Genomic DNA, 24841 nt, shown 5'->3' with positions numbered 1-24841 from the left:
GGCCCCAGGTTCGCGGGGCCAATGTCATTTTATCGTCATTCGGAGAGACCTTTATGAGTCTTGAGACACGAGAAGATCTTGACCCGGTCGAGTCCATGGAGTGGCTGGAAGCCCTGGAATCGGTGCTGGATCGCGAAGGAGAGGATCGCGCTCGCTATCTGCTGACCCGCCTGGCCGACCGCATGCGCCAGGATTCGGGCGTGGCGCCGTTCTCGGTGACAACCCCGCATCGCAATACCATTCCGCCGCATCGCGAAGCGCGCATGCCGGGCGATCTGGACATGGAGCGCCATATCCGCTCGCTGATTCGCTGGAACATGGCGGCCATGGTCACTCGAGCCAACAACCGCAATCCGGGGATCGGCGGCCACTTGGCGAGCTTCATGTCGGCGGCAACGCTTTACGACGTGGGCTTTGGCCATTTCTTCCGCGCGCCCCACGGTGACCATCCTGGGGACCTGGTCTATATCCAGGGCCACAGCTCGCCGGGCATCTACGCGCGCTCCTTTCTGGAGGGCCGCCTGTCCGAAGCGCAGATGGACCGCTTCCGCGAAGAAGTGGACGGGGACGGTTTGTCGTCCTATCCCCACCCCTGGCTGATGCCGGACTACTGGCAGCTGCCCACGGTGTCCATGGGGCTTGGGCCGATCATGTCCATTTATCAGGCGCGCTTCATCAAGTACCTGCACAACCGCGAGCTGCAGGACATGAAGGACCGCCAGGTCTGGGCGTTTCTCGGCGACGGCGAGTGCGACGAGCCCGAGACCATCGGCGCCATCCACCTGGCCAGCCGCGAGAAGCTCGACAACCTCAACTTCGTCATCAACTGCAACCTGCAGCGCCTGGACGGCCCGGTGCGCGGCAACCAGAGCATCGTCACCGAGCTTGAAGGTATCTTCCGCGGCGCCGGCTGGAACGTCATCAAGCTGATCTGGGGCCGCAAGTGGGACCATCTGTTTGAAAAAGACAAGAGCGGCATGCTGCAGAAGCTGATGGACGAAACCGTCGACGGCGAGTATCAGAACTGCAAGTCCAAGGGCGGCGCCTACACTCGGGAAAACTTCTTCGGCAAGTACCCCGAAACCGCCGAGCTTGTCGCCGACATGACCGACGAGGAAATCGGCCAGCTGGACCGCGGCGGCCACGATCCGGTCAAGGTGTACTCCGCCTACTACGAAGCCTTCCACAACGCCAACGAGCGGCCCACGGTCATCCTGGCGCACACCGTCAAGGGTTACGGCCTCACCGCGGAAGGCGGCGAAGCCGACAACGAAGCGCACCAGATCAAGTCGATCGACGACATCGACGTCATGAAGAAGGTGCGCGATCGCTTCGAGATCCCGCTGACCGACGAGCAGCTGGAAAAGGGCATGCCGTACTACCGGCCGGATGACGACTCCCCGGAAATCAAGTACATGAAGCTCCAGCGCGAGCGCCTGGGCGGGCATCTGCCAACGCGCCATGCGGACTTCGAAGCCATCGAGATCCCCGGTCTTGACGACAAGATCTTCGCCTCCCAGCTGGAAGGTTCCAAGGGACGCGAGTTCTCCAGCACCATGGCGTTCGTGCGCATTTTGAACGGCCTGATCAAGAACAAGCAGTTCGGCAAGCGCGTGGTGCCCATCGTGCCCGACGAGTCGCGTACCTTCGGCATGGAAGGCATGTTCCGCCAGTTCGGCATCTACGCCGCCGAAGGCCAGAAGTACGAGCCCATGGACAAGGGCCAGCTGATGTACTATCGCGAGTCCCAGTCCGGTCAGATACTTCAGGAAGGCATCACCGAAGCGGGGGCGATGTCCTCGTGGATCGCGGCGGCGACGTCCTACAGCAACAGCGGCCTGCCGATGCTGCCGTTTTACATCTACTATTCGATGTTCGGCTTTCAGCGCATCGGCGACTTGGCCTGGGCGGCCGGCGACATGCAGGCCCGCGGCTTCATGATTGGCGGGACCGCCGGGCGCACCACGCTCAACGGCGAAGGCCTGCAGCACCAGGACGGCCACAGCCTGATCCAGGCGTCGACCATCCCCAACTGCCGCACCTACGATCCCACCTACGCTCACGAAGTCGCGGTCATTGTCCAGGACGGCCTCAAGCGCATGTACCAGGACAAGGAAAACGTCTTCTACTACATGACGGTAATGAACGAGAACTACGAGCACCCGGCGCTTGACGAGGTGCCCGCCGACGACATCATCAAGGGCATGTACCTGCTGGGCCATACCCAGGGCAAGAAGGGCAAGGGCCACGTCCAGCTGCTGGGCTCCGGCACCATCCTGCGCGAAGTCGAGGCCGCCGCCGAGATGCTCGCCGAGGACTGGGGCGTGGGCAGCAACACCTGGAGCGCGACAAGCTTCAACGAGCTGCGTCGCGAAGCGCTGGAGATCGATCGCCAGGCGTTTCTCAAGCCCGACCAAAAGCCGGCCAAGCCGCACGTCACCGCGTGCCTGGAAGGCCGCCAGGGGCCGGCGATTGCCGCCACCGACTACATGAAGCTCTACGCCGATCAGGTGCGCGCCTGGGTGCCCATGGACTATCATGTACTCGGCACCGACGGCTACGGCCGCTCTGATTCGCGCGAGCAGCTGCGCCATTTCTTCGAAGTGGATCGCTACTTCGTCACCGTGGCGGCGCTGAAGGCGCTGGCCGACCGCGGCGACATCGACCGCAAGGTTGTGGGCGAGGCGCTGAAGAAGTACGGCATCGATGCCAACAAGTCCAATCCGCTGACCAGCTGATCCGCTGCCCGGCGGGGGTACCCCCGCCGGCTCGACCCGATTTGGAAGGAGCGCGACCTTGAGTAGCGAAAACATCAAAGTGCCCGACATCGGCGGCGACGATGTCGAAATCATCGACGTCGCGGTCAGCGAAGGCGACGTCATCGAAGAAGAAGATGCGCTGATTACCCTCGAGTCCGACAAGGCCAGCATGGACGTACCCTCGCCGAAAGCCGGCAAGGTGCTCAAAGTGCTGGTGAAAGAGGGCGACACCGTCTCCGAAGGCGACGATATCGTCGAGCTAGAAGTCGAGGACGGCGGCGACGCCGGCGACGACCAGGGCGAAGAGGCGTCGGCACAGCAATCGTCGGAAAAAGACGAGGCGTCCAGCCAGGATAGCGCTGCGTCACAGCAAGACGAGTCGGTGCCAAAGGAAGAGACGCCGCGGAAAAAGGCCGGCGGCAAGCAGACCGTCGACGTCAAGGTGCCGGACATCGGCGAAAGCGCGGAAATCATCGACGTCGCGGTCAGCGAAGGCGACGACGTCGAGGAAGAAGACGCGCTGATCACGCTGGAGTCCGACAAGGCCTCCATGGACGTGCCGAGCCCCTACACCGGCAAGCTGGTATCGCTTTCCGTCAAGGAAGGCGACAGCGTCTCCGAAGGCGACGTCATCGGCCAGATGGAAATCGAAGGCGAGGGCGACGACGCCCAGGACGAAGATACCTCTGCCGACAGCGCCCCGGCGGCAAGCCAGAGTGAGCCCGAAGACGACGGGGATGACGAGGATGACGGCGACGAAGGCGAGCCGAAGCGTCAGGAAATCCGCGTGCCGGACATCGGCGACAGCGCGGAAATCATCGACGTTGCGGTAAGCGAAGGCGACGAGATCGACGAGGAAGACGCGCTGATTACGCTGGAGTCCGACAAGGCCTCCATGGACGTGCCCAGCCCCTACAAGGGCAAGCTGGTCGAGATTTCCGTGAAGGAAGGCGACAGCGTGTCCGAGGGCGACGTCATCGGCATCGTCGAAGTTGCCGGGGCCAAAAAGAAGTCGGCGCCTAAAAAACAGGCGGAGCCGCAGGCCGAGCAAAAGTCCGCGCCGAAAAAGCAGGCGGAGCAGAAGCCTGCGTCCGGCGCCGACAAGCCCTCCGCCGAGCCCAGCGCCGCCCCGGCCAAAGACGGCAAGCGCGTCCACGCCGGCCCCGCCGTGCGCATGCTCGCCCGGGAGTTTGGCGTGGATCTGGCCCAGGTGCCGCCCAGCGGGCCCAAGGATCGCGTGCTCAAGGAAGACGTGCAGGCCTTTGTCAAAAGTGCGCTTTCCGGCAAGTCCCAGGCGTCAGGCGAAGCGCCGGCGGCCGGCGGCAGCGGCATTCCGCCGATTCCCGACCAGGACTTCAGCCAGTTCGGCGAGGTGGAAGAGAAGCCCATGGGGCGCCTGATGAAGATGGGCGCGACCAACCTGCATCGCAGCTGGGTGAACCTGCCCCACGTGACGCAGTTCGACGAGGCCGACATCACCGAGCTTGAAGCCTTCCGCAAGTCGATGAAGGCCGAGGCCGAGGCCCAGGGTGCCAAGCTCACGCCGCTGCCGTTTCTGGTCAAGGCGTGCGCCTTTGCGCTCAAGCAGTTCCCGCAGTTCAACGTCAGCCTCAAAGGCGACGGCGAAACCGTGGTATGGAAGAAATACATCCATATTGGCATCGCCGTGGACACGCCGGAAGGCCTGATGGTGCCGGTGCTGCGCGACGCCGACCAGAAGTCGCTTCTGGAAATCGCGCGCGAAATGGGCGAGCTGGGCAAGAAAGCTCAGGACAAGAAGCTCAAGCGCGAGGACATGACCGGCGGCTGCTTTACCATCTCGAGCCTGGGCTCCATTGGCGGTACGGCGTTCACGCCCATCGTCAACGCCCCGGAAGTCGCCATCCTCGGCGTTTCCAAGGCCAAGATGCAGCCGGAATGGGACGGCAGTGATTTCCAGCCGCGCCTGATGATGCCGCTGTCGCTGTCCTACGACCACCGTGCGGTCAACGGCGCGGACGCGGCGCGCTTCACGGCGTTTCTGGCCGACGTCCTCACCGATATTCGTCGCCTGCTGCTGTAACCGGCAAGCGGCGTGTCGATGCACCAACGGCGCCTGCGGGCGCCGTTGGTGTTTATAAGCAATGGCCCGGCAGCAAGGGGCGAAACGAATCGCCGGCTCTACGGCTAGGGTCTGTTGACGTTTCATGGCAGGGGTATTGGCAGGATAGGGGCAAGCTCACAGAATAAAGGTTCCTAAGCCAACAAACTGCAAGCCTGCCATGCCCCGACAAATGCTCACGGATGAACACTGGCCGAAGCTGAAATCTATCCTGCTTCAACAAGGTATTTATGACAAGACCGATCTGCGTACCACGGTGGAAGGCATCCTTTATCGGATGCGAACCGGCTGCCCGTGGCGGGACCTACCGGAGGCGTTTGGCCCCTGGAACACGGTCTACAAGCGCTTCAACGCCTGGTCAGCGAGTGGAAAGCTGATGAGGATTTTCATCTCTCTGGTGGAAGATCCTGATGTCGAGTGGCTATTTATTGATGGTTCCTACGTCAAGGCTCACCAAGATAGCACTGGGGCTGCCACGGAAGATGCAGAAGCCATTGGCAAAAGTCGTGCAGGCAATACCAGCAAGATCCACTTGGCCGTGGATGCTTATGGGTTGCCGATCGCCTTCAGAATAACCGGGGGTGAAGTGCACGACAGCACGGAAGCCCAGGCATTGATTGACGGTTTGCCGGCAGGTGACGCGCTGGTGGCTGACAAAGGCTATGACAGTGAACGTATCCGTGAGCAGGTCGAAGCCAAAGGAATGGCTGCCGTCATTCCACGCAGGCGTAACTCGAAAAAAGGAAATGCCAATCTGGACAGAGGGTTATATCGCTACCGGCATCTGGTTGAGAATGCCTTTGCTCGATTGAAACCGTATCGCGCCATTGCGACGCGCTACGATAAGCTCAAACGAAATTACGAAAGCATGGTGGCCTTGGCATGCGGCTTTTTATGGCTACCAATGTGAAACGTCAACAGGCCCTAATAGAGAGTTGTGTCGCCGGACAAGCGCCGTTATTGTCGGTGGCCTGCTTTTTTCTTCTCTATCATTCAAGGAACAGTGGCTATGCGATTAATTCTTTTGGGCGCCCCCGGTGCCGGCAAAGGGACCCAGGCGCAGTTTATCTGCGAGCGGTACAAGATTCCCCAGATTTCCACCGGCGACATGCTGCGCACGGCGATCAAGGACGGCAGCGAGCTGGGCCTCAAGGTTCAGGACATCATGAACAGCGGCGGCTTGGTGTCCGACGACATCATCATCGATCTGGTCAAGGATCGCATCAGCCAGCCGGACTGCGAAAACGGCTTTCTGTTCGACGGCTTTCCGCGGACCATTCCCCAGGCCGACGCCATGCGAGAGGCCGGCGTCAAGCTCGATCACGTCCTGGAGATTGCCGTGGCCGACGAAGAGATCGTCAACCGCCTTGCCGGGCGCCGCGTGCATCCGGCTTCCGGGCGCACCTACCATATCGACCACAACCCGCCCAAAGAGCCGGGGATGGATGACGTCACCGGTGAGGCCCTGATCCAGCGCGAGGACGACCAGGAGTCCACGGTGCGCAATCGTCTGGCCGTCTACCACGATCAGACCGCGCCGCTGGTGGACTACTACCGCCAGTGGGCCAAGGAAGACCCGGAGGCAGCGCCCGAGTACCACCGCGTGGAAGGCGTGGGCAGCGTCGAGGACATTACCCGCCAGGTTACCGAGGCGCTGGGGCCGAAGGTCGCGTAATGGCGCTTAACCTGCTTGCCATGGACGCCTCCTCGGGGGCCTGCTCGGCGGCTCTGCTGCGCCGGGATGCTGCCGGCGAGCGCTGCCTTGCGCGCCTTGCCATGACGCCCCGGGAGCATACCCGTCGCCTGCTGCCCATGGTGGACGAAGTGCTGGCCGAGGCCGGCATTGCCCCGGGAGCGCTCGACGCCGTGGCCTTCGGCCGCGGCCCCGGCTCGTTTACCGGCCTGCGCATTGCCGCCGGCGCCGCCCAGGGGCTGGCCTTCGGCCTGGAGCGCCCGCTGCTGGGTATTTCCACCCTGGAAGCGCTGGCGCTTCAGGCCCACAGGCGCTTTGACGCCGGCCGGGTCGCCACGCTGATCGACGCGCGCATGGGCGAGATTTACGCGGCCTTCTGGCACTGCGCCGACGGTGCCACGATTCGGCGCGGAGACGAGGCCGTGCTGGCGCCGGCGCAGCTGACGCTGCCGGACGACGACGAGGCCCGGCAGTGGACCGCCGTGGGCACCGGTCTTGCCCTGCGCGACAGCCTTGCCGCGGCGGTTGGCGCACGTCTCGAGCCCCTGGATACGGCCCTGGCGCCCGGCGCGCTGGAGCCCCGGGCCGAAGAAATGGCGTGGCTTGCCGCCCGGGATTTCGACGCCGGCCGCGGCCAGCCGGCGCATTTGGCCCAGCCGGTGTATTTGCGCAACGAGGTGGCGTGGAAAACGTCCGCGTGAGCGAGGCCGGCATGGCGCTGCCGGAAGGGCTCGTTCTGGAGCGGCGCGCCGAAGGGCTGGTGCTGGCCGGCAGTGAGGCGCGCGACGGCAAGCCGCTGCGGGTGGACTACGTCGGCGGCAAGGCCGGCCACCGGCGCCGCTTTGGCGGCGGGCGCGGCCAGCTCATTGCCCGGGCCTGCGGGCTGGCGAACGGGGTGACTCCAAGCGTGGTGGATGCTACCGCCGGGCTTGGTCGGGACGCCTTTGTGCTGGCAAGCCTGGGTGCACCGGTGCTTTTGATCGAGCGGGTGCCGGCGATCGCCGCGCTCTTGGCCGACGGCCTTGAGCGCGCCGCGGCGCACCCCGATACCGCCAACATCGCCGCGCGAATGCGGTTAATGCCGGGGGACGCCGCCGTCGAGCTTGAGGCGCTGGTGGCCGCGGCTGATTTTTCTCCCCAGGTGGTGCATCTGGATCCGATGTTCCCCCACCGGGAAAAATCCGCGCTGGTGAAAAAGGAAATGCGCCTTTTTCGCCGGCTGGCCGGCGACGACGCCGACGCCCCGGGGCTGCTTGAGGCCGCGCTCGACGTCGCCACTCACCGGGTGGTGGTCAAGCGCCCGCGCAAGGCCCCGCCCATCGAAGGCCCCGGGGCGTCGCACGCCTTTGAGGGCAAGACCAGCCGCTACGATATCTACGTTCACCGCTCCCTGCGCCCGGGTCGCGGCTAGCGGCATGATCTTCGCTGAACAAATTCAGCTTCCACCACCCCGTTTAGTTTAAGCGCTAGGTTCGCTACATGGTGGGAGCGCAATTTATTGCGCGAAATCGTGATGGCAGTCTAAAACCGGGTGGCGCTAACAGGCGGGTATTATCATAGCTAACGGCGCGGCTTTTTCGCTTTGCCCCCCTTGCCCTTGGCACCGCCGGCGGATTTTTTCGGTCGCGGCTTGGGCTTGCCGGTATTTTCCGGCGTGACGCGGTAGTGCAGGTATAAGTCCAGCACCAGTTCGGGCAGCTGGGCGGTGAGCGCTTCCAGCCGTTCGGTATCGCCGGCGAGTTCGGCAATATCGGGCTCGTCGTCAAACAGGCCGGACAGCAGCATGAACGGCAGCAGCAGGGTGGCGGCGGCCTCTTCGTCTTCGGCAAACCAGGCGCTTTCATCAACGAACACGCCTTCCATGAAGCCGGCGCACCAGTCGCCGATCGGCGTTTCTTCCGGGGGCAGACCGTCGAGCCTAAGCTCGAACGGCAGCTCGACAAGCCCGCCCTGTTCCAGCAGCGCAACGGCGTTATCGCGCAGCGCGGCCAGCAGGCCGGTGATTTCATCGCGCTCGGCCCGATCGGCGTAGTCCGGCTCGCCCTGAAACAGCTCGGCCTGCCACGGGTCGTCGGGGATGTGGCTGGGGGCCACCGCCAGGGCAACCATGAAGCCGTGGGTCGAGATAAGATCCAGGGCGTCTTCGTCCACGCGGCCGGAGTCGAGGAAGTCGTCGAGCCGCTCAAGGGCGTCGTCGTCCAGCAGCGGCTCCGGGGGCGCGGCAGCGGAAGCGTCGTCGCTCGGGCGGGGGGAAGCAGGGCGCTGTGACATGCAAGGCCTCATGGGTTGGCATGGAAAATAGCAGGGAAAACAAGGTGTCCAGTTTACCATCAAAAACGGCTGCGCCGCTGCCCGCCTGGCCCGACGAGGCGCTGGCCGGGCTCGATGACGAAGCGTTGGAGCAGGCTGCCCGTCGGCGAGTGACCGAGGCGCTCGAGCGCGCCCGGGAGGTCCATCCGGGTTTGCCCGCGCCCCGGGTATGGTTCGATCTCAGGGGCGCCTCGGCCGGCCAGGCCCACCTGGGGCGCGGCGGGCTGCGCTTCAATCCGGTGCTTTTGGCAGAAAACCGCGCGGCGTTCTTTAGCGACGTCATTCCCCACGAAATGGCCCACTGGCTGGTGTTTCATCTGGAGAACGGGCCGCGGCTCAAGCCCCACGGGCGCGAATGGCAAACGGTGATGCGTGACCTTTATGCCCTGACGCCCCGGGTGACCCACCGGCTGGACGTCAGCCGGGCACGCTCGGCCCCGTACCGCTACGTTTGCAGCTGTGGCGATCACTACTTCACCCCGCAGCGCCATGCCCAGCGGCGTAAAGGGCGGCGTTACCGCTGTCGGCGGTGCGCTCAGACGTTGGTCTATTGTGGCGGTTAAACGCCCGAATTGCTCACGTAATCCTTTGTTATTAAAGAGATTTTTTTTCATACCAAGGTCTAAAGGGAAGACCGCGCCGAGACCTATATGCTGAGTGCGGAGCACAAGGAGCCGGCTCGCTCAACACCGAACGCGGTCGGACGCTTTTTGCCTGGTTCTCATCCCGATCAAGAGGTCTGTTTATGACGGAGCAGCACAAGAACATCTATCCGGTTCCCGACGCACTGGCGAAGCGTGCCTGGATCGGCAAGGCGGACTACGAGGCACTTTATCGCCAGTCCATCGAGGATCCCGAAGGCTACTGGGCGGAGCAGGCCAAGCGGCTTGACTGGATCAAGGCGCCCACCAAGATCAAGAACGCCTCGTTCGACGTGAACAACGTCGATATCCGCTGGTTCGAAGACGGCACCCTCAACGCCAGCGTCAACTGTCTTGATCGTCATCTCGAGACTCGCGGCGACCAGCCGGCGATCATCTGGGAGGGGGATGACCCGGCAAACGACAAGACGCTCACCTATCGCGAGCTTTACGAGAAGACCTGTCAGCTGGCCAACGGCTTCAAGGAAATGGGCATCGGCAAGGGCGACGTGGTGACGCTCTACATGCCGATGGTTCCCGAAGCGGCCATCGCCATGCTCGCCTGCGCGCGCATCGGCGCGATCCACTCGGTGGTATTTGGCGGTTTCTCTCCGGATGCCGTGGCCCAGCGTGTGGTCGGGGCCAAATCCAAGCTGATCATCACCGCCGACGAGTCGGTGCGCGGTGGCAAGCAGGTGCCGCTCAAGGACAACGTCGACGCCGCTCTGACGCGTGACGGCACCGAGGTGTGCGAAAACGTGCTGGTGGTCAAGCGTACCGGCGGCGATATCGACTGGCACGAGGGGCGCGACGTCTGGTACGACGATCTTGTCTCTCGCCAGGCTACCGACTGCCCGGCCGAGGAGATGGGGGCCGAGGATCCGCTGTTCATCCTCTACACCTCGGGCTCTACCGGCGCGCCCAAGGGCATGAAGCACACCACCGGCGGCTACCTGACGTACGTCGCCATGACCCATCAGTATGTCTTCGACTACCACGATGGCGACATCTACTGGTGCACCGCCGACGTTGGCTGGATCACCGGCCACAGCTATATCGTCTACGGGCCGCTGGCCAACGGCGCCACTACGCTGATGTTCGAGGGCGTACCGAGCTATCCGACGCCCGGCCGCATGGGCGAGGTGGTCGACAAGCACAAGGTCAACGTCCTCTACACCGCCCCCACCGCCATCCGCGCGCTGCGCGCTCACGGCGACGACGTCATGGATTCCAGCAGCCGCGACAGCCTGCGCGTGCTGGGTACCGTGGGCGAGCCGATCAACCCCGAGGCCTGGGAGTGGTATTATCGGGTGGTGGGCAAAGCGCAGTGCCCGGTCGTCGACACCTGGTGGCAGACCGAAAACGGCGGTATTTTGATCTCGCCGCTGCCCGGGGCCACCGACCTCAAGCCGGGCTCCGCCACCCTGCCGCTGTTCGGCATCAAGCCGGGTATCGTCGATAACGACGGCAACCTGCTGGAAGGCGAAGCCGAGGGCAACCTGGTGATCCTCGATGCCTGGCCGGGAATCGCGCGCTCCATCTGGGGCGATCACGAGCGCTTCGTGCAGACCTACTTCTCGACCTATCCGGGCATGTATTTCACCAGCGATGCCGCGTACCGCGATGCGGACGGCTATTACTGGATCACCGGGCGGGTGGACGACGTTCTCAACGTCTCCGGGCACCGCATGGGCACCTCCGAGATCGAGTCGTCGCTGGTGGCCCACGACAAGGTGGCCGAGGCGGCCGTGGTCGGCTTCCCCCACGATATCAAGGGGCAGGGCATCTATATCTACGTGACCCTCGCCGAAGACTTCGAGCCCAGCGATGAGCTCAAGAAAGAGCTGATCCAGTGGGTGCGCAAGGATATCGGTCCTATCGCCTCGCCGGACGTGATTCAGTGGGCTACCGACCTTCCCAAGACCCGTTCGGGCAAGATCATGCGCCGCATTCTGCGCAAGATTGCCACCAATGAGACCGAAGGGCTGGGCGATACCAGCACGCTTGCCGATCCAAGCGTCGTGGATGAGCTGATCGAGCACCGCGCTAACCGCTGAGCCGCGGCGCGTTTCTGCCCACCTTCTGCAATGCCGGCCGCGCGCCGGCATTGCTGTTTTCGGGCGGCAGCGGCGCGCCGGGGTCTGTGCGCGGATAAAAAAAGTCGGGCATGCCTGCTGCCCTTGGGCAGGGTGAAGCCCTTGGGGTACCATTCGAAAGGTGCTGCCGCCGTTATCGGTGCGGCAGTTACCAGACGGCCGCTCAAGGATCCGGAGGAGACCCCATGGCTATTGCCCATAAGTTTATCGTCGCTGACGACCATCCGCTGTTCCGCGCCGCGCTGACCCAGGCGCTGCGTCAGCTGGCGCCCGAAGCGGAGATCGTCGAAGCCGACACCATGGAAGCCACCACGGAGGCCGTCAACCGGCATCCGGATGCCGACCTGGTGTTGCTCGATCTGCACATGCCCGGCGCCAACGGCTTTTCCGGGCTGATCCAGCTGCGCGGGCAAATGCCCGACATACCGGTGGTGGTCATCTCGGGGAGCGACGAGCCCTACGTGGTGCGCCGGGCGCTGGACTACGGCGCATCGGGGTTCATTCCCAAGTCGTCTTCCCTGACGCTGATTGCCGAGGCGGTGAGCGAAGTGCTTGAGGGCGAAGTCTGGTTGCCCGAGGCCCTGGCCGGCGTGCTTGACGATGCCAACGAGGAAGAGGCGCGCTTTGCCGAGGCCATTGCGTCGCTGACGCCCCAGCAGTTTCGCGTGCTCAACATGCTCACCGACGGCCTGTTGAACAAGCAGATCGCCTACGAGCTCAACGTTTCGGAAGCCACCATCAAGGCCCACGTCACCGCCATCCTGCGCAAGCTCGGCGTGCACTCGCGCACCCAGGCGGTCATCGCCGCCCAGAAGCTTGAGGTAGAGCCGCCCAAGCTCGAATCCTGAAGTCTGACGCTAGGTTTTCTGCGCCCCGCGGCGGGCCTGCAGCGTCCGGGTCAGCAGGGCGCGCAGGGCCGCCGGGCGCACCGGCTTTTGCAGCAGGTGGTGGCCGGCGCGCCGGACCTCGTCGGCCACCGCTTCGGTGCGGTCGGCGGTGATCACGATGCCGGGCACCTCGCCCTGCAGGCGTTCGCCAAGGGCCTCCAGCGCCATCAGCCCGGTGACTTCGTTGCCCAGATGGTAGTCGGCGAGTATCGCCTCAGGGTCGCCTTCCATATTGCGCAGAATCGATTTGGCCCCGCCGATGCTGGTGGCGGTGAACACTTCGCACCCCCAGCCGCCGAGCATGGCGCTCATGCCTTCGAGAATCAGCGACTCGTTATCGATGCACACAATGCGCGCGCCGGCGAGCTTGTTGCCTGCCCGGCGACGAGGCTCGGGGGCCGTGTCTGCGGCGGCCTGGGCTTCGACCGCCGGCACGCTGACGGAGAATACCGTGCCGGCGCCTTCCCGGGAGCGCACCGCGATGGGGTGATCCAGCACCCGGCTCATGCGCTCGGCAATGGATAGCCCCAGCCCCAGCCCTTTCTCGTTTTCGCGGTGGCGTGAGCTTTGATCCAGGCGGCGGAACTCCTGGAAGATTTCCGCTTGCTTGGCCTCGGCGATCCCCGGGCCGGTATCCCAGACTTCGATGCGCAGCCGTTCCCCTGCGCGCCGGCAGCCCAGCAGCACGCGGCCCTCCCGGGTATAGCGCAGGGCGTTGGAGAGAAAGTTCTGCACGATACGGCGCAGCATCTGGGCGTCGCTGTCCACCCACTGCTCGGTAGGCACCACGGTCAGGTCCAGCCCTCGGTCGGCCGCCATGACGTCGAATTCGGCGCGCAGCGGGCGGAAAATGTCGGCCAGGGCAAAGTGGCTGCGCCGGGCCGTGAGCGCGCCGGCGTCCAGCTTGGAAATGTCCAGCAGGGTACCTAAAAGCTCTTCGGCGGCCTGCAGCGAGTTGTCGATATGGTCGATGGTGTGACGATCGTCGTCGGCGGTTTGGTTCTGGGCCAGCGCCGAGGTGAACAGCCGCGCGGCGTTGAGCGGCTGCAGCAGGTCGTGGCTGGCGGCGGCAAGAAAGCGCGTCTTGGAGGTGTTGGCGTCTTCCGCCAGCTGCTTGGCCCGGGAGAGCTCCTGGGTGCGCTCGTACACCCGCTCTTCCAGGGTCTCGTTGGTTTCCTTGAGCGCGATCTCGGCCAGGCGGCGCTCGGTAATGTCCTGGTAGAGGGCAAAAAAGCCGAGAGCGGCGCCGCCATCGTCAAAGTGCGGGGTGTAGGTCACCAGCATGTGATGGCGCTCGCCGGCGATGGGCATGGCGACTTCGAAGCTGACCCGCTCGCCGGCAAGCGTCCGGCGGATCCAGTCGGCGCGCACCCGGGCCTTGTCAGCGGGCATGACGTCGGCAAAGCGCCGGCCGATCACCGCGTGGCGATCCACGCCGAAGGCCTGCTCGTAGGCGCGGTTGGTAAAGAGGTAGCGGCAGTCCTTGTCGAAGTAGGCGATCAATGCCGGCACGTTGTCGGTATAGATGCGGATGTTGTTTTCCGAGCGGATCAGCGCCTCTTCGGTGCGCTTTTGCCGGGTAATATCCTGGTAGGTATAGACAAAGCCGCCGCCGGGCATGGGATTGCCCTGGACTTCCAGCACGCTGCCGTCCTGGCGATAGCGCACGTAGCGGTGGGGCTGACCCTCGCGGATATTGTCGAGCAAAAGCTCCACGTGCTCTTCCGGGTCGCCGGGGCCGTATTCGCCGCTGTGGGCGTTGTAGCGGAAGATACGATCAATGGGCGCGCCCACGCGGATCAGGTGGTCGGGAAAGCGGAACAGCTCCAGGTAGCGCTGATTCCACACCACCAGCCGCAGGTGCTGGTCCACCACGCTGATGCCCTGACTGATGTTTTCGATGGTGGCCTGAAGCAGTGCACGGTTGAATTCGAGCACCTGGGAGGCCTCATCGACAATCGAGATCACGTCGGAAATGCCGATACCGCGACCCTGCAGCGCCGAGTTGACCACGATGCGCGCCGACGATGCGCCGAGCACCGAGGCCAGAAAGCGCTCGGTGAACTGGATGACGTCGATGGAGGCCCGGGCGTCGTCGTCAAGGGTGGTTGCGTTGCGCCGGGCGTAGTCGTTAAAGGCCTTGGCCACCTGGCTTTCGCCGAGAAAGCGTTCGCACAGCACCTTCAGGTCGCCCACCGTGGTGGCGCCGAGCCAGGGGCGGTTGATCGACGTCTGGCGGGTTTCCACGCTGTCCACGAACAGCGAGGCCTGGATGCGTTCCACCACTCGCTGAGTGCTCAGCTGGGAAATAAAGATATAGCAAAACAGGTTGAGCCCCAGCGACAGCATGACCCCGTGGGTGAAAGGATCGCCCAGCTGCAGGCCGAAAAGCTCCACGGGCGAGAGCCAGCCGACCCCCAGCGGACCATTGGCGACCCAGCCGCCGGGCAGCACGCCGGCGCTGGCAAGCGCCGGGCCCAGCAGGCTGTAGGCCCAGACGGCAAAGCCCGCGTTCAGCCCCACGGTGACCCCCAGCCAGTTGCCGCGCTTCCAGTAAAGGCCGCCGATCAGCGCCGGGGCGAACTGCGCGGCGGCGGCAAAGGACAGCATGCCGATGGAGGAAAGCGAGGTAAACTCGGCCAGCAGCCGATAGAAGCCGTAGGCCAGCACCAGCACGGCGACGATGGTAAAGCGTCTGACGCGCAGCACCAGGCGGCCGTAGTCCCGGGCCTGGGTATCGAACCAGCGCAGGCGAAAAAGCGCGGGGATGACGATCTCGTTGGATACCATGATCGACACCGCCACGGTGGCGACAAGGACCATGCTGGTCGCGGCGGAAAAGCCGCCGATAAAGGTCAAAAGCGGCAGCCAGCCGTGGTTTGACGCCATGGATAGCGCCAGCACGTAGGTGTCGGGCTGGATATCGGTGTCGCCGAACAGCCACAGCCCGGCGCCGGCCAGCGGCACGACAAAAAAGGCTACCGCGGCCAGGTAGAGAGGAAACAGCCAGCGTGCCCGCCGGGCATCGTCGGGGTGGGTGTTTTCCACCACGGCAACGTGGAACTGGCGCGGCAGGCAGAAAATCGCCAGCATGGCGAGCAGCGTCTGGGCCCAGAAGCCGTGGGCGAAATCTTGCTCGGTCAGCTGGCGCTCCAGCTGGAGCTGATCGTCGGCGTAGCGCAAAAGCCCGCCCAGCCCGTCGAACATGCCCCAGGTGACCACCGCGCCCAGAATCACGAACGCCGCCAGCTTGATCAGCGACTCAAAGGCCACGGCGTGGATCAGCCCCTCGTGGTGTTCGGTGGCGTCGGTGTGGCGGGTGCCGAACAGAATGGCGAACAGCGCCATGACCGCGGCAATGTAAAAGGCGGCGTCGCCAAACAGCGGTGCATGGGGAGCGCTGGCGCTGTCGGTAAGGATACTGAACGACGAGGCTACGGCTTTGAGCTGCAGGGCTATGTAGGGCAGCGTGCCGATCAGCGCGATCAGGCTGGCAAGGACCGCCAGGGACTGGGCCTTGCCGTAGCGCGAGGCAATGAAGTCGGCAATCGAGGTGATGTTCTGATGCTTGGCCACGCGAATCATCTTCGCCAGCACCGGCCAGAACAGCAGAAACGTCAGCACCGGCCCGACAAAAATGCTGGCAAAGGACCAGCCCGAAGTGGCCGCCTGGCCCACGGCGCCGTAAAACGTCCAGGACGTGCAGTAAATCGCCAGCGCCAGGCTGTAGATCAGCGGACGGCGGCGGCTGGCGCCCCGGGTGTGGGCTCGGCGATCGCCGTACCAGGCAATGCCGAACAGCATCGCAATGTACAAAAGCGATACCGCGATGAGTAGCCCTGCATAAAACATCGAACGCTCCCGCCGTGGCGCACCGCGGCCCGGGCCGCCGGTGGAAAAGGCCCATTCTAGGTGAAATGGGCGTAGGCGTCAGGCAGTTGAAGCGAGCGGGGCGGGCGTATCAGACCTTTTGGGGCGGCCGACACGCGGCGATATACAGCGGAGCGCTTTTGCGCAGGGTGCGCAGCTCGTTCATCGCCGGCTTGCCGGAGGCGTCATCCAGCGGCACCAGCTCGCGGGTGTCGCAGTTGATCAGGTAGGGGGTGGGGGTGACCACGTCGGCATAGTGACGCTCGAAGTGATAGACGATCAGCTCGGTGACGGGCGTTTCTTCCCGGCCACGGCGATGAATACTGTCGCGGTCGACCACGCTGAACGCTTCCACCATGGGAAAAAGAAACGTCCAGGGCCGCCACACGGCGCTGCCGGTCTCCTTGGAAATGACCACGGCGCTTTCCGGCAGCTGCTGCTGCTTGTGCTCGAACCAGCGATATTCCGCGTTGATCTGATAGCCGAGCATGCCCAGCCCGGCGCAGACCGGAACAATCCACTTGGGCAGGCGCTTGCCGCTCAGCGTGCGCAAAAACAGGCCGATGCCCGCGGCGGCCAGGCCGGAAACCACGGCGGCGATCAAGTGCCAGAGCATGGCGTCTCCTCGATGACGGGGCGCCAACGCCGGTGCGGGGCGTTGGCGCGGTGGAAAAAAGGCGGACTTCCTTACGGAAGCCCGCCGGGTGGGAGAGACACAATATCCCAGTGGCTGAACGCCTCAGCGGCAGATATTCAGCGTGGAGTCATGCGTCAGTGCTGACTCAGGTGCGGCGCGCTGCCGGCCCCCTTGGGGTAGCGCACGCTTTCCACCAGCAGCTGGATTTCCTTGGGCGGTGCAGCGGTAACGCTGGAAACGGCGAAAGCCACGGCGAAGTTCATGATCGCCCCCAGCGCCCCGAAGGACTGCGGGGAGATACCCAGCACCCAGTTTTCCGGCGTGTTGGCCAGCATGTTGGTTTCGGGGATAAAGAACCAGCCCAGGTAGGTAAAGATATACAGAAGCGTGGTCAAAAGCCCGGTGAGCATGCCGGCCACGGCGCCGCGGTTGTTGATGCGCTTGGAGAAGATGCCCATCATCAGCGCCGGGAACAGCGAGGCACCGGCAATACCGAAGGCCAGCGCCACGGTCTGGGCGGCAAACCCGGGCGGGTTGAGCCCCAGATAGGTGGCGAGCAGGATCGCCCCGGCCATGGAGATTCGCGCGGCGAGCATTTCGCCTCGCTCGGTGATCCGCGGGTTGATGGTGTTCTTGATCAGGTCGTGGCTGATCGCCGAGGAAATGGCCAGCAGCAGCCCGGCCGCGGTGGAAAGCGCGGCGGCGACCCCGCCGGCGGCGATCAGGCCGATCACCCAGGGCGGCAGATTGGCGATTTCGGGGTTGGCCAGCACCAGGATATCGTTGTTGACCGACAGCTCGTTGCCTTCCCAGCCGAACTCTTCGGCCTTGTCGCTAAAGGCGTCGCTGTCGTCGTTGTAGAGCTGGATGCGGTCGTCGCCGTTCTTGTCCTCGAAGGTGATCAGACCGGTTTCTTCCCAGGAGCGGATCCAGCCGGGACGGTCTTCATAGCGGATGGGGTTCTGGGCGGCGGCGTCGTAGTTCTCGGTCTGCTGGGCCATGTCCGGGTAGACCGTGGTCAGCAGGTTGAGCCGCGCCATGGAGCCCACCGCCGGCGCGGTGACGTACAGCAGGGCGATGAACACCAGCGCCCAGCCCGCGGACCAGCGCGCATCCGCCACCTTGGGCACGGTGAAAAAGCGGATGATGACGTGGGGCAGCCCGGCGGTACCCACCATCAGCGAGAGGGTAAACAGCACCATGTTGAGCTTGTTGTCGACGTCGGCGGTGTAGGCGTTGAACCCCAGCGCCGTCACCACCTGGTCGAGCTTGTCCAGAAGCGGCATGCCGGACTCGGTGTGGGTGCTGAACATCCCGAACATGGGGATGGGGTTGCCGGTGAGGTGCATGGCGATGAATACCGCGGGAATGGTGTAGGCGATGATCAGCACCACGTACTGGGCCACCTGGGTATAGGTGATGCCCTTCATGCCGCCGAACACGGCGTAGAGGAACACGATCAGCGCGGCAATCCAGATCCCTGCGGTGTTGGGCACTTCCAGAAAGCGCGAGAACGCAACGCCGGCCCCGGTCATCTGGCCAATGACGTAGGTGGTTGAGGCAATGATCAGGCAGACCACCGCGATCAGGCGCGCCGTGTCGCTGTAGAAGCGATCGCCGATAAAGGCCGGGACGGTGAACTTGCCGAACTTGCGCAGATAGGGGGCAAGCAGCATGGCCAGCAGCACGTAGCCGCCGGTCCAGCCCATCAGATAGGTCGAGTTGGCGTAGCCGCCGGCGGCCAGCAGGCCGGCCATGGAAATGAACGACGCCGCGGACATCCAGTCCGCCGCCGTGGCCATGCCGTTGGTAACCGGATGGACGCCGCCGCCGGCGACGTAGAAGTCCTTGGTCGAGCCGGCGCGCGCCCAGACGGCAATGCCGATGTAGAGCGCAAAGGAGGCGCCCACAAAGAGGATGTTGATGATGAACTGATCCATGCTGGCTTACTCCCCAAGGCTATATTTGGCGTCGAGCCGATTCATCTTCCAGGCGTAGAAGAAGATGATCGCGATAAAGGTCAAAATCGAGCCCTGCTGAGCAAACCAGAAGCCCAGATCGGTACCGCCGATGGGGATGCCCGCAAGCAACGGACGAAACAGAATGGCGCAGCCGTACGAGACAAAGGCCCAGACGACCAGGCAGCCAAGAATGGTGCGCACGTTGGCTTTCCAGTATGCCGTAGCGTTGGCATTGGCGTTGGTGTTGTCATCTGCCATGGCGTAGTTCTCCGCTTGTGATTGTTTAAGGTTGGAGATGGTATGTGGATTTCATCGCGCAGGGCGCCGGCCCGGCACGACGTGCCCTTATACTGGGCAAAACGTAGCGAAAATAAATCCAGACTTTGGTCTCTACACGAAGGTATCAAACGCCCGCCACTCCCGCCCTGCCGGCGCATTTCAGGGGCCATGCAGAAGATGCTGATATATCCGGCGCTGATGAATATGACGATGGTATAGGTGCCGGCGCGCGCCATAGCGTCGATACTGCCGGCATCTGCCTTTATCTGTTGCCGGAGGAGCCATGGTCGATGTCGAGCTGTCTCAGCCGCCTTTTTCCCTGCTCGACGCGGCCGGGCGGGAGCATGCCCGGCGCGGCATGGACATCGCCTGTTTCGAGCGCGGCGAAATCCTGCTGGATACCGGGCAGCCCGGCGAATTTCTGTACCTGATTCACCGGGGCGAGGTCGCCGAGGTGGACCCGACGCTGCCCGACGCCACCGCGCGCATCGGCCTTTATACCGACGGCGACGTGTTCGGCGCCATCAGCATCATCAACGGTCAGAGCCGCTACCGCTTTATCGCCGAGCAGGAATGCGTATGCTACCTGGTGCCCAAAGTGCTGTTTCAGCAGCTGTGCCGCGCCTGCCCCGAGTTTGACGACTACTTCCGCCAGTCCCTGGCGCGCAAGGCCCGCCGGCTGATGGAAAAGCGCGCCCAGGGCGGCGTGACCATGGCCGGCTTCATGCTGGCCAAGGTGCGCGACTGCATGCGTACCCCCCGCCGGCTCAAGGCCGACACCGATATCGCCGAAGCGGTGGCAGAGCTTAACCGCCACCACGCCGACAGCCTGCTGGTCGAGGGCGAGGACGGCCACGGCATGCTGACCAAGACGGATTTGCTCAACGCCATGGTCCTGGAAGGGGCTTCGCGGCAAACCCCGGTGGGCGGGCTTGCCCGCTACGCGCTGATTACGGTGGTGCCGGCGCAATACCTGTTCGAGGCGCTGGTGCTGATGACGCGCCGTCAGGTGGCCCGGGTGGTGGTGCTGGAGGAGGGCGTACCGGTTGGCGTGGTCGAGCTGACCGACGTGCTGAGCTATTTTTCCAGCCGCAGCTACGTGGTGAGCCTGCAGGTGGAGCAGGCCCCCGACCTGGAGGCCTTGGCCGAAGCCAGCCGGCGCACGCCGGAGCTGGTCAGCGCGCTGATGGCGCAAGGGGTCAAGCTGCGCTTTGCCATGGAGCTGTTGGCGGCGCTCAACGGCCGCATCATTCACAAGGCCTGGACGTTCTGCGTCGAGGCGCCCTATCGCCGCGCCAGCTGCCTGATGGTGATGGGCAGCGAAGGGCGCGGCGAACAGGTCCTGAAGACCGATCAGGACAACGGGCTGATCGTCGAAGACGACCTGGACTGGCCCGACGCCGGCGACACCGTGCAGCGCTTCAGCGACGCCCTGGCAACGCTTGGCTACCCGCCGTGCCCGGGCTACATCATGGTCTCCAATCCCCAGTGGCGGGGCAGCGTCAGCGAGTGGCAGGCGCGCATCGTGCGCTGGGTAGCCGCCCGGGACGGCGACAGCCTGATGAAGCTTGCCATCATGCTGGACGCCCACGCCGTGGCTGGTAACGCCGCGCTGCTCGATCGCGTGCGCGAGACGCTGTTCGACCACTGCGCCGACGACGAGCTGCTGCTGTCCTACTTTGCCCGGGCGGCGCTGCGCTTCTCGACGCCGCTGACGCTATTCGGCTCGCTGAAAAAGCCCCAGCACGGCATCGATATCAAGAAAGGCGGTATCTTCCCCATTGTTCACGGCGTGCGCACCATGGCGCTGGAGCGGCGCATCAAGGCCACCTCGACCTTTGCCCGGCTGGATGCGCTGGTGGAGGACGGCCGGCTGAAGCGCCGCTTTGCCGACGACGTCGGCGAGGCGCTGGCGCTGTTCAGCGAGCTCAGGCTCAAAGGCCAGCTGGCGGAGGAAGAAAGCAGCGGTCAGGGCCGCGACCGGGTGGTGGTGCAGGCGCTGTCGTCCCTTGAGCGCGATTTGCTGCGCGAATCGCTGCATATTGTCAAGGACCTCAAGCAGCGGCTGTCGCACCGCTATCACCTGGAGTACGCCTGAACGGCCGCCAGTGTTGGTGGGCAGGCGCCGGGTATTGCTACAATAGCGGCCATTGATTTCGCGTCGTGGCGCCGCCTGCGCCACTCGCCGCCCATTTACCACCAACACGCGCAGATTCCCCATGTCGCATTCCGATCCCGTGCAAGCCCATGACCCCGCAGCTTCCGCCGCTTTCGAAGGCAGCGCGTCGGTAGACGACGTGCGCCGCAAGCGCGACTTCAACAAGCTGCAAAAACGTCTGCGCCGCCAGACCGGCAACGCCATCATCGACTATCGCATGATCGAAGAGGGCGACAGGGTGATGGTGTGCCTGTCCGGCGGCAAGGACAGCTACACCATGCTGGACATGCTGCGCAGCCTCCAGCGCAACGCGCCGGTACGCTTTTCGCTGGTGGCGGTCAATCTCGACCAGAAGCAGCCGGGCTTTCCCGAGCACGTGCTCCCCGACTACCTGGACGGCCTCGGCGTGGACTACCACATTCTCGAGCGCGACACCTACTCGGTAGTGAAGGAGAAAACCCCCGAGGGCAAGTCGACCTGCGCGCTGTGCTCGCGGCTGCGCCGGGGCTCGCTTTACGGCTTTGCCGAGGAAATCGGCGCCACCAAGATCGCCCTTGGCCACCACCGCGAAGACATCCTGGAGACGTTGTTTCTCAACATGTTCTTCGGCGGCAGCCTCAAGGCCATGCCGCCCAAGCTTCTGTCCGACGATGCCAAGAACATCGTCATCCGCCCGCTCGCCTACTGCAAGGAAGCGGATATCGCCGAGTTTGCCCGGCAGATGGAATACCCCATCATCCCCTGCAACCTGTGCGGCTCCCAGCCCAACATGCAGCGTCAGAACGTCAAGGCCATGCTCGACGACTGGGACAAGAACCATCCCGGCCGGCTGGAAAGCATGTTCAAGGCGGTGACCAACGTCGCCCCGTCCCAGCTTGCCGACCGTACGCTGTTTGACTTCGAACACTTGGAAGCCGAGCAGGAAAAAGCGCTTGCCGGGCGCATCCAGGCGCTCAACGTGGGCTAGGGGTGGCGCCTGGCCGACTATGAGTGTGGGAGCGCAATTCATTGCGCGAAGGCGGTGTCGGGGCAGTTTCTTCGCGGACTGAAGTCCGCTCCCACAAACCCATGCCCCTTGTTTTGTTGTCCAGCGGCTTGAGGGGGTATCAATACTGTCTCAGGAAGACGTGGCTTCCTGGGCTTCTTCTTCGGCCAGCGTCAGCAGGCGCTGCATTCCCAGAATATTCACTTCGCGGCCGGAGACGGCCACCAGCTCCTGGGTCTGGAAGCGACTCAGGATGCGGCTGACGGTTTCCACCGCCAGGCCCAGGTAGTTGCCGATATCGGCCCGGGACATGGAGAGCCGGAAGCTGTAGGGCGAGTAGCCCCGGCGGCGAAAACGATCGGACAGCGTGATCAGAAAGCTGGCCATGCGCTGGTCGGCGGTCTTGCGCGATAAAAGGCGCATCATGCGGCGGTCGTCGCGCAACTCCTTGCTCATGCTGCGATACAGCTGCAAACGAAGCTCCGGAAGCTCTTCTGAAAGCAGGTCGAGGCGGTCGAAGGGGATCTCGCAGACGGTGGTGGTCTCCAGAGCGATGGCGCTACCCGGGTAGCTCGTTTCGTCGATGCCGTCGAGCCCGACCAGTTCGCTTGGCAGGTAGAAGTTGGTGAGCTGGTCGTTGCCGCCGCCTTCGATGGCGACCTGTTTGAGGCTGCCCGACCGTACGGCAAAGACGCTGGTAAACGTATCGCCCTGGCGAAACAGCGGCTCGCCTTTTTTCAGCGGCGCGCGCCGCCGAATGATGGCGTCGAACTGGTCCATGTCGTCAAGCTCGAGGGCAAGCGGCAGGCACAGCGAGCTCAGGCTGCAGGTTTGGCAGCGGGTTTCGTGGAGCAGGGGGCGCCGACGGCTGAGTGGTTCCGGCATGCAGTCCTCCGTGAAGTAGGTCACGGCGCTATTATGGAAGCAAGCGCGGGTGGCCCACAAGCCGCCAGTGACGCTTTGCCGCTAGCGCGGCGCGTCGAACGCTCGGGCCAGCCGGTGGAGCACCAGCCGGCCGTCGGCCGTGGCGCTGAGCATATCGCCGCGCCGCTCGATCAGCCCTGCGTGCCGGCCGTCGCCCAGCCTGGCGAGCGCCGCGGCAAAATAGCGCGGCGCGTCAATGTTGAAATGCCGGCCCAGGGCAGCAAGATCCAGCCGGGCGTCGCACATCAGCCGTTCGATGGCGGCGCGGCGAATGCGCGCATCGCGGCCAAGATGCAGGCCGCGCGCGGTGGCCAGGCGGCCGCTATCCAGGGCGTCGGCGTAGTCGCTCAGCCGGGCGGCGTTCTGCGCGTAGACGTCATCGATGCGCGACACCGCCGACACCCCAAGGCCCAGCAGATCGCAGTGCCCGTGGGTGGTATAGCCCTGGAGGCCGCGCCCCAGCCTTTCCTGCCGGGCGGCTACGGCCAGGCTATCGTCCGGTCGGGCAAAGTGGTCCATGCCGATATGCACATAGCCTGCCTGGCAAAGCCGGTCGGCGGCCAGCTGCAGCATGGCCAGACGATCGGCCGCGGCGGGCAGCCGGTCGTTTTCACGGCGCTGCTGGAGCGGCCCTCGCCGGAGGCGGTAGCCATAGCTCTGGGCATGGTCCTGGGCAGGGTTCTGGGCATGGTTTTGGGCATGGTCCTGCAGGCTGATACGCGCCGGGTTCAGCTCGATGACGTCGGCCAGGGTGTCGGCGAAGCTTTCGGGCGTCTGGCGGGGCAGGCCGTAGCCGATGGCCAGAGTCAGCGAGCGAAAGCCCAGTCGGTGGGCTTCTTCCATCAGGGTTTCGGTCATGATCCGCGGCTGCTCGCGGCCAAGGGCCTGCTGCACCTCGGGGTTGAAGTCGAGTACTTCCAGGATCAGCCGGTTGAAGCCCAGCACCTGCAGGTGGCGCAGAGTGAAGACGTCCGCCTCTCGGGGATCGATGTCGATGGCGTAGTCGCGCGCGGGGGATGACGACAGCCCAAAGCGGGCGTCCAGGCGGTCAAACAGATCGCTCATCTGGCCAAGGGTCAGAAACGTCGGCGTGCCACCGCCCCAGTAAAGCTGCTCTACCGGGCGCGTGCGATCCAGATGGCGGGCAGTGAGCACCATTTCCCGATCCAGCCGCGACAGGTAGGGTTCGGCCCGGGAGGTGTCGCGGGTGATGATGTGCGGGCAGGGGCGGTAGCCGCAGCTCTGGCGGCAGAAAGGCACGTGCACGTATAGTGAAAGCCCGCGGCCGCCGGCATTGCTGCGCTCGAGCGCCTGGCAGAGATCGTCGCCGCCGAAGGCGTCGTGAAACGCTTCGACCTCGGGGTAGAGGTGGTAGCTCGGGCCGCCGGCGCCGTGGTGGTAGCGAAGGGCGTCCCGGCGGGCAGCAGACAGCGCTGCGGCATCGAAAGGCAAGGGGGCAGCGCTGGCCATGGCAGACAACTCCGGTGGGGAAAACGCAAGAATGATGCTGCTATCCTAGCGCCGGGCCGGAGGGCAGGAG

General features: G+C 64.3%; 18 protein-coding genes. 11 read left to right on the top strand and 7 right to left on the bottom strand.

Features of this window, described 5'->3' with window-relative positions; all coding sequences use genetic code 11:
• Positions 1-53: 53 nt before the first annotated feature.
• The 6 genes from aceE to P1P91_RS12580 all read left to right on the top strand — a co-directional run bounded on the left by aceE (position 54) and on the right by P1P91_RS12580 (position 7964).
• On the top strand, positions 54-2738 hold the full coding sequence (aceE, locus tag P1P91_RS12605) for a pyruvate dehydrogenase (acetyl-transferring), homodimeric type (RefSeq protein ID WP_311883050.1): 2685 nt from the start codon (positions 54-56) through the stop codon (positions 2736-2738).
• 58 nt (positions 2739-2796) lie between these two features.
• On the top strand, positions 2797-4821 hold the full coding sequence (aceF, locus tag P1P91_RS12600) for a pyruvate dehydrogenase complex dihydrolipoyllysine-residue acetyltransferase (protein ID WP_311883048.1): 2025 nt from the start codon (positions 2797-2799) through the stop codon (positions 4819-4821).
• Positions 4822-5020: 199 nt separating this feature from the next.
• Positions 5021-5770 (top strand): IS5 family transposase, encoded by a 750-nt coding sequence (locus tag P1P91_RS12595; protein ID WP_311881913.1) that lies wholly within the window; start codon positions 5021-5023, stop codon positions 5768-5770.
• Positions 5771-5869: 99 nt separating this feature from the next.
• Positions 5870-6535, top strand: a complete 666-nt coding sequence (adk, locus tag P1P91_RS12590; RefSeq protein WP_311883046.1) for an adenylate kinase — start codon at positions 5870-5872, stop codon at positions 6533-6535.
• The gene (gene tsaB, locus P1P91_RS12585; protein ID WP_311883045.1) at positions 6535-7254 is read left to right on the top strand and encodes a tRNA (adenosine(37)-N6)-threonylcarbamoyltransferase complex dimerization subunit type 1 TsaB; all 720 of its coding nucleotides are present in this window, start codon (positions 6535-6537) and stop codon (positions 7252-7254) included. The genes adk and tsaB overlap by 1 nt, the downstream gene beginning before the upstream one ends.
• 11 nt (positions 7255-7265) lie before the next feature.
• Positions 7266-7964, top strand: coding sequence for a class I SAM-dependent methyltransferase (locus P1P91_RS12580; RefSeq protein ID WP_311885802.1), 699 nt, complete (start codon positions 7266-7268; stop codon positions 7962-7964).
• Positions 7965-8113: 149 nt separating this feature from the next.
• On the opposite strand, the gene P1P91_RS12575 is transcribed toward P1P91_RS12580, so the two are convergent.
• A complete protein-coding gene (locus P1P91_RS12575; protein ID WP_311883043.1) occupies positions 8114-8824 on the bottom strand; it encodes a YecA/YgfB family protein in 711 nt (236 codons plus the stop codon).
• A gap of 44 nt (positions 8825-8868) precedes the next feature.
• Between P1P91_RS12575 and P1P91_RS12570 the strand changes: the two genes are divergently transcribed.
• From P1P91_RS12570 to P1P91_RS12560, 3 genes are all read left to right on the top strand, one after another.
• The gene (locus P1P91_RS12570; protein ID WP_311883042.1) at positions 8869-9426 is read left to right on the top strand and encodes a SprT family zinc-dependent metalloprotease; all 558 of its coding nucleotides are present in this window, start codon (positions 8869-8871) and stop codon (positions 9424-9426) included.
• Positions 9427-9608: 182 nt separating this feature from the next.
• The gene (gene acs / locus P1P91_RS12565) at positions 9609-11561 is read left to right on the top strand and encodes an acetate--CoA ligase (RefSeq protein WP_311883040.1); all 1953 of its coding nucleotides are present in this window, start codon (positions 9609-9611) and stop codon (positions 11559-11561) included.
• A 224-nt stretch (positions 11562-11785) separates the two neighbouring features.
• The gene (locus P1P91_RS12560) at positions 11786-12448 is read left to right on the top strand and encodes a response regulator transcription factor (protein ID WP_311883039.1); all 663 of its coding nucleotides are present in this window, start codon (positions 11786-11788) and stop codon (positions 12446-12448) included.
• Between the two features lie 9 nt (positions 12449-12457).
• Here the strand turns inward: P1P91_RS12560 and P1P91_RS12555 are convergent, their stop codons facing one another.
• From P1P91_RS12555 to P1P91_RS12540, 4 genes are all read right to left on the bottom strand, one after another.
• On the bottom strand, positions 12458-16339 hold the full coding sequence (locus P1P91_RS12555; protein WP_311883038.1) for a NahK/ErcS family hybrid sensor histidine kinase/response regulator: 3882 nt from the start codon (positions 16337-16339) through the stop codon (positions 12458-12460).
• Between the two features lie 109 nt (positions 16340-16448).
• Positions 16449-16973: a hypothetical protein gene (locus P1P91_RS12550; protein ID WP_311883037.1), complete on the bottom strand. Its 525-nt coding sequence runs from the start codon at positions 16971-16973 to the stop codon at positions 16449-16451.
• 155 nt (positions 16974-17128) lie between these two features.
• Positions 17129-18934 (bottom strand): sodium:solute symporter family protein, encoded by a 1806-nt coding sequence (locus P1P91_RS12545; protein ID WP_311883036.1) that lies wholly within the window; start codon positions 18932-18934, stop codon positions 17129-17131.
• 6 nt (positions 18935-18940) lie between these two features.
• Positions 18941-19213, bottom strand: coding sequence for a DUF4212 domain-containing protein (locus P1P91_RS12540; RefSeq protein WP_311883035.1), 273 nt, complete (start codon positions 19211-19213; stop codon positions 18941-18943).
• Positions 19214-19517: 304 nt separating this feature from the next.
• Between P1P91_RS12540 and P1P91_RS12535 the strand changes: the two genes are divergently transcribed.
• Positions 19518-21332: a DUF294 nucleotidyltransferase-like domain-containing protein gene (locus tag P1P91_RS12535; RefSeq protein ID WP_311883033.1), complete on the top strand. Its 1815-nt coding sequence runs from the start codon at positions 19518-19520 to the stop codon at positions 21330-21332.
• Positions 21333-21453: 121 nt separating this feature from the next.
• The gene (gene ttcA, locus P1P91_RS12530; protein WP_311883031.1) at positions 21454-22359 is read left to right on the top strand and encodes a tRNA 2-thiocytidine(32) synthetase TtcA; all 906 of its coding nucleotides are present in this window, start codon (positions 21454-21456) and stop codon (positions 22357-22359) included.
• Between the two features lie 150 nt (positions 22360-22509).
• On the opposite strand, the gene fnr is transcribed toward ttcA, so the two are convergent.
• On the bottom strand, positions 22510-23262 hold the full coding sequence (gene fnr / locus P1P91_RS12525; protein WP_311883030.1) for a fumarate/nitrate reduction transcriptional regulator Fnr: 753 nt from the start codon (positions 23260-23262) through the stop codon (positions 22510-22512).
• 81 nt (positions 23263-23343) lie between these two features.
• Positions 23344-24771 (bottom strand): oxygen-independent coproporphyrinogen III oxidase, encoded by a 1428-nt coding sequence (gene hemN / locus P1P91_RS12520; RefSeq protein WP_311883028.1) that lies wholly within the window; start codon positions 24769-24771, stop codon positions 23344-23346.
• Between the last annotated feature and the right edge of the window lie 70 nt (positions 24772-24841).

Source organism: Halomonas piscis (genome assembly GCF_031886125.1).
Taxonomy (GTDB): domain Bacteria; phylum Pseudomonadota; class Gammaproteobacteria; order Pseudomonadales; family Halomonadaceae; genus Vreelandella; species Vreelandella piscis.
Note: the sequence above shows the minus strand (reverse complement) of the source record. Positions and strands in the feature narration are given on the sequence as shown.

Excerpts from the sequence above, each read along its gene's own strand:
- P1P91_RS12595 (WP_311881913.1), top strand. The coding sequence starts at position 5,021 with ATGCCCCGACAAATGCTCACGGATGAACACTGGCCGAAGCTGAAATCT.
- P1P91_RS12545 (WP_311883036.1), bottom strand. The coding sequence starts at position 18,934 with ATGGATCAGTTCATCATCAACATCCTCTTTGTGGGCGCCTCCTTTGCG.
- P1P91_RS12560 (WP_311883039.1), top strand. The coding sequence starts at position 11,786 with ATGGCTATTGCCCATAAGTTTATCGTCGCTGACGACCATCCGCTGTTC.
- P1P91_RS12555 (WP_311883038.1), bottom strand. The coding sequence starts at position 16,339 with ATGTTTTATGCAGGGCTACTCATCGCGGTATCGCTTTTGTACATTGCG.
- acs (WP_311883040.1), top strand. The coding sequence starts at position 9,609 with ATGACGGAGCAGCACAAGAACATCTATCCGGTTCCCGACGCACTGGCG.
- aceE (WP_311883050.1), top strand. The coding sequence starts at position 54 with ATGAGTCTTGAGACACGAGAAGATCTTGACCCGGTCGAGTCCATGGAG.
- tsaB (WP_311883045.1), top strand. The coding sequence starts at position 6,535 with ATGGCGCTTAACCTGCTTGCCATGGACGCCTCCTCGGGGGCCTGCTCG.
- P1P91_RS12575 (WP_311883043.1), bottom strand. The coding sequence starts at position 8,824 with ATGTCACAGCGCCCTGCTTCCCCCCGCCCGAGCGACGACGCTTCCGCT.
- P1P91_RS12550 (WP_311883037.1), bottom strand. The coding sequence starts at position 16,973 with ATGCTCTGGCACTTGATCGCCGCCGTGGTTTCCGGCCTGGCCGCCGCG.
- P1P91_RS12580 (WP_311885802.1), top strand. The coding sequence starts at position 7,266 with ATGGCGCTGCCGGAAGGGCTCGTTCTGGAGCGGCGCGCCGAAGGGCTG.
- ttcA (WP_311883031.1), top strand. The coding sequence starts at position 21,454 with ATGTCGCATTCCGATCCCGTGCAAGCCCATGACCCCGCAGCTTCCGCC.
- P1P91_RS12535 (WP_311883033.1), top strand. The coding sequence starts at position 19,518 with ATGGTCGATGTCGAGCTGTCTCAGCCGCCTTTTTCCCTGCTCGACGCG.
- P1P91_RS12540 (WP_311883035.1), bottom strand. The coding sequence starts at position 19,213 with ATGGCAGATGACAACACCAACGCCAATGCCAACGCTACGGCATACTGG.
- adk (WP_311883046.1), top strand. The coding sequence starts at position 5,870 with ATGCGATTAATTCTTTTGGGCGCCCCCGGTGCCGGCAAAGGGACCCAG.
- hemN (WP_311883028.1), bottom strand. The coding sequence starts at position 24,771 with ATGGCCAGCGCTGCCCCCTTGCCTTTCGATGCCGCAGCGCTGTCTGCT.
- fnr (WP_311883030.1), bottom strand. The coding sequence starts at position 23,262 with ATGCCGGAACCACTCAGCCGTCGGCGCCCCCTGCTCCACGAAACCCGC.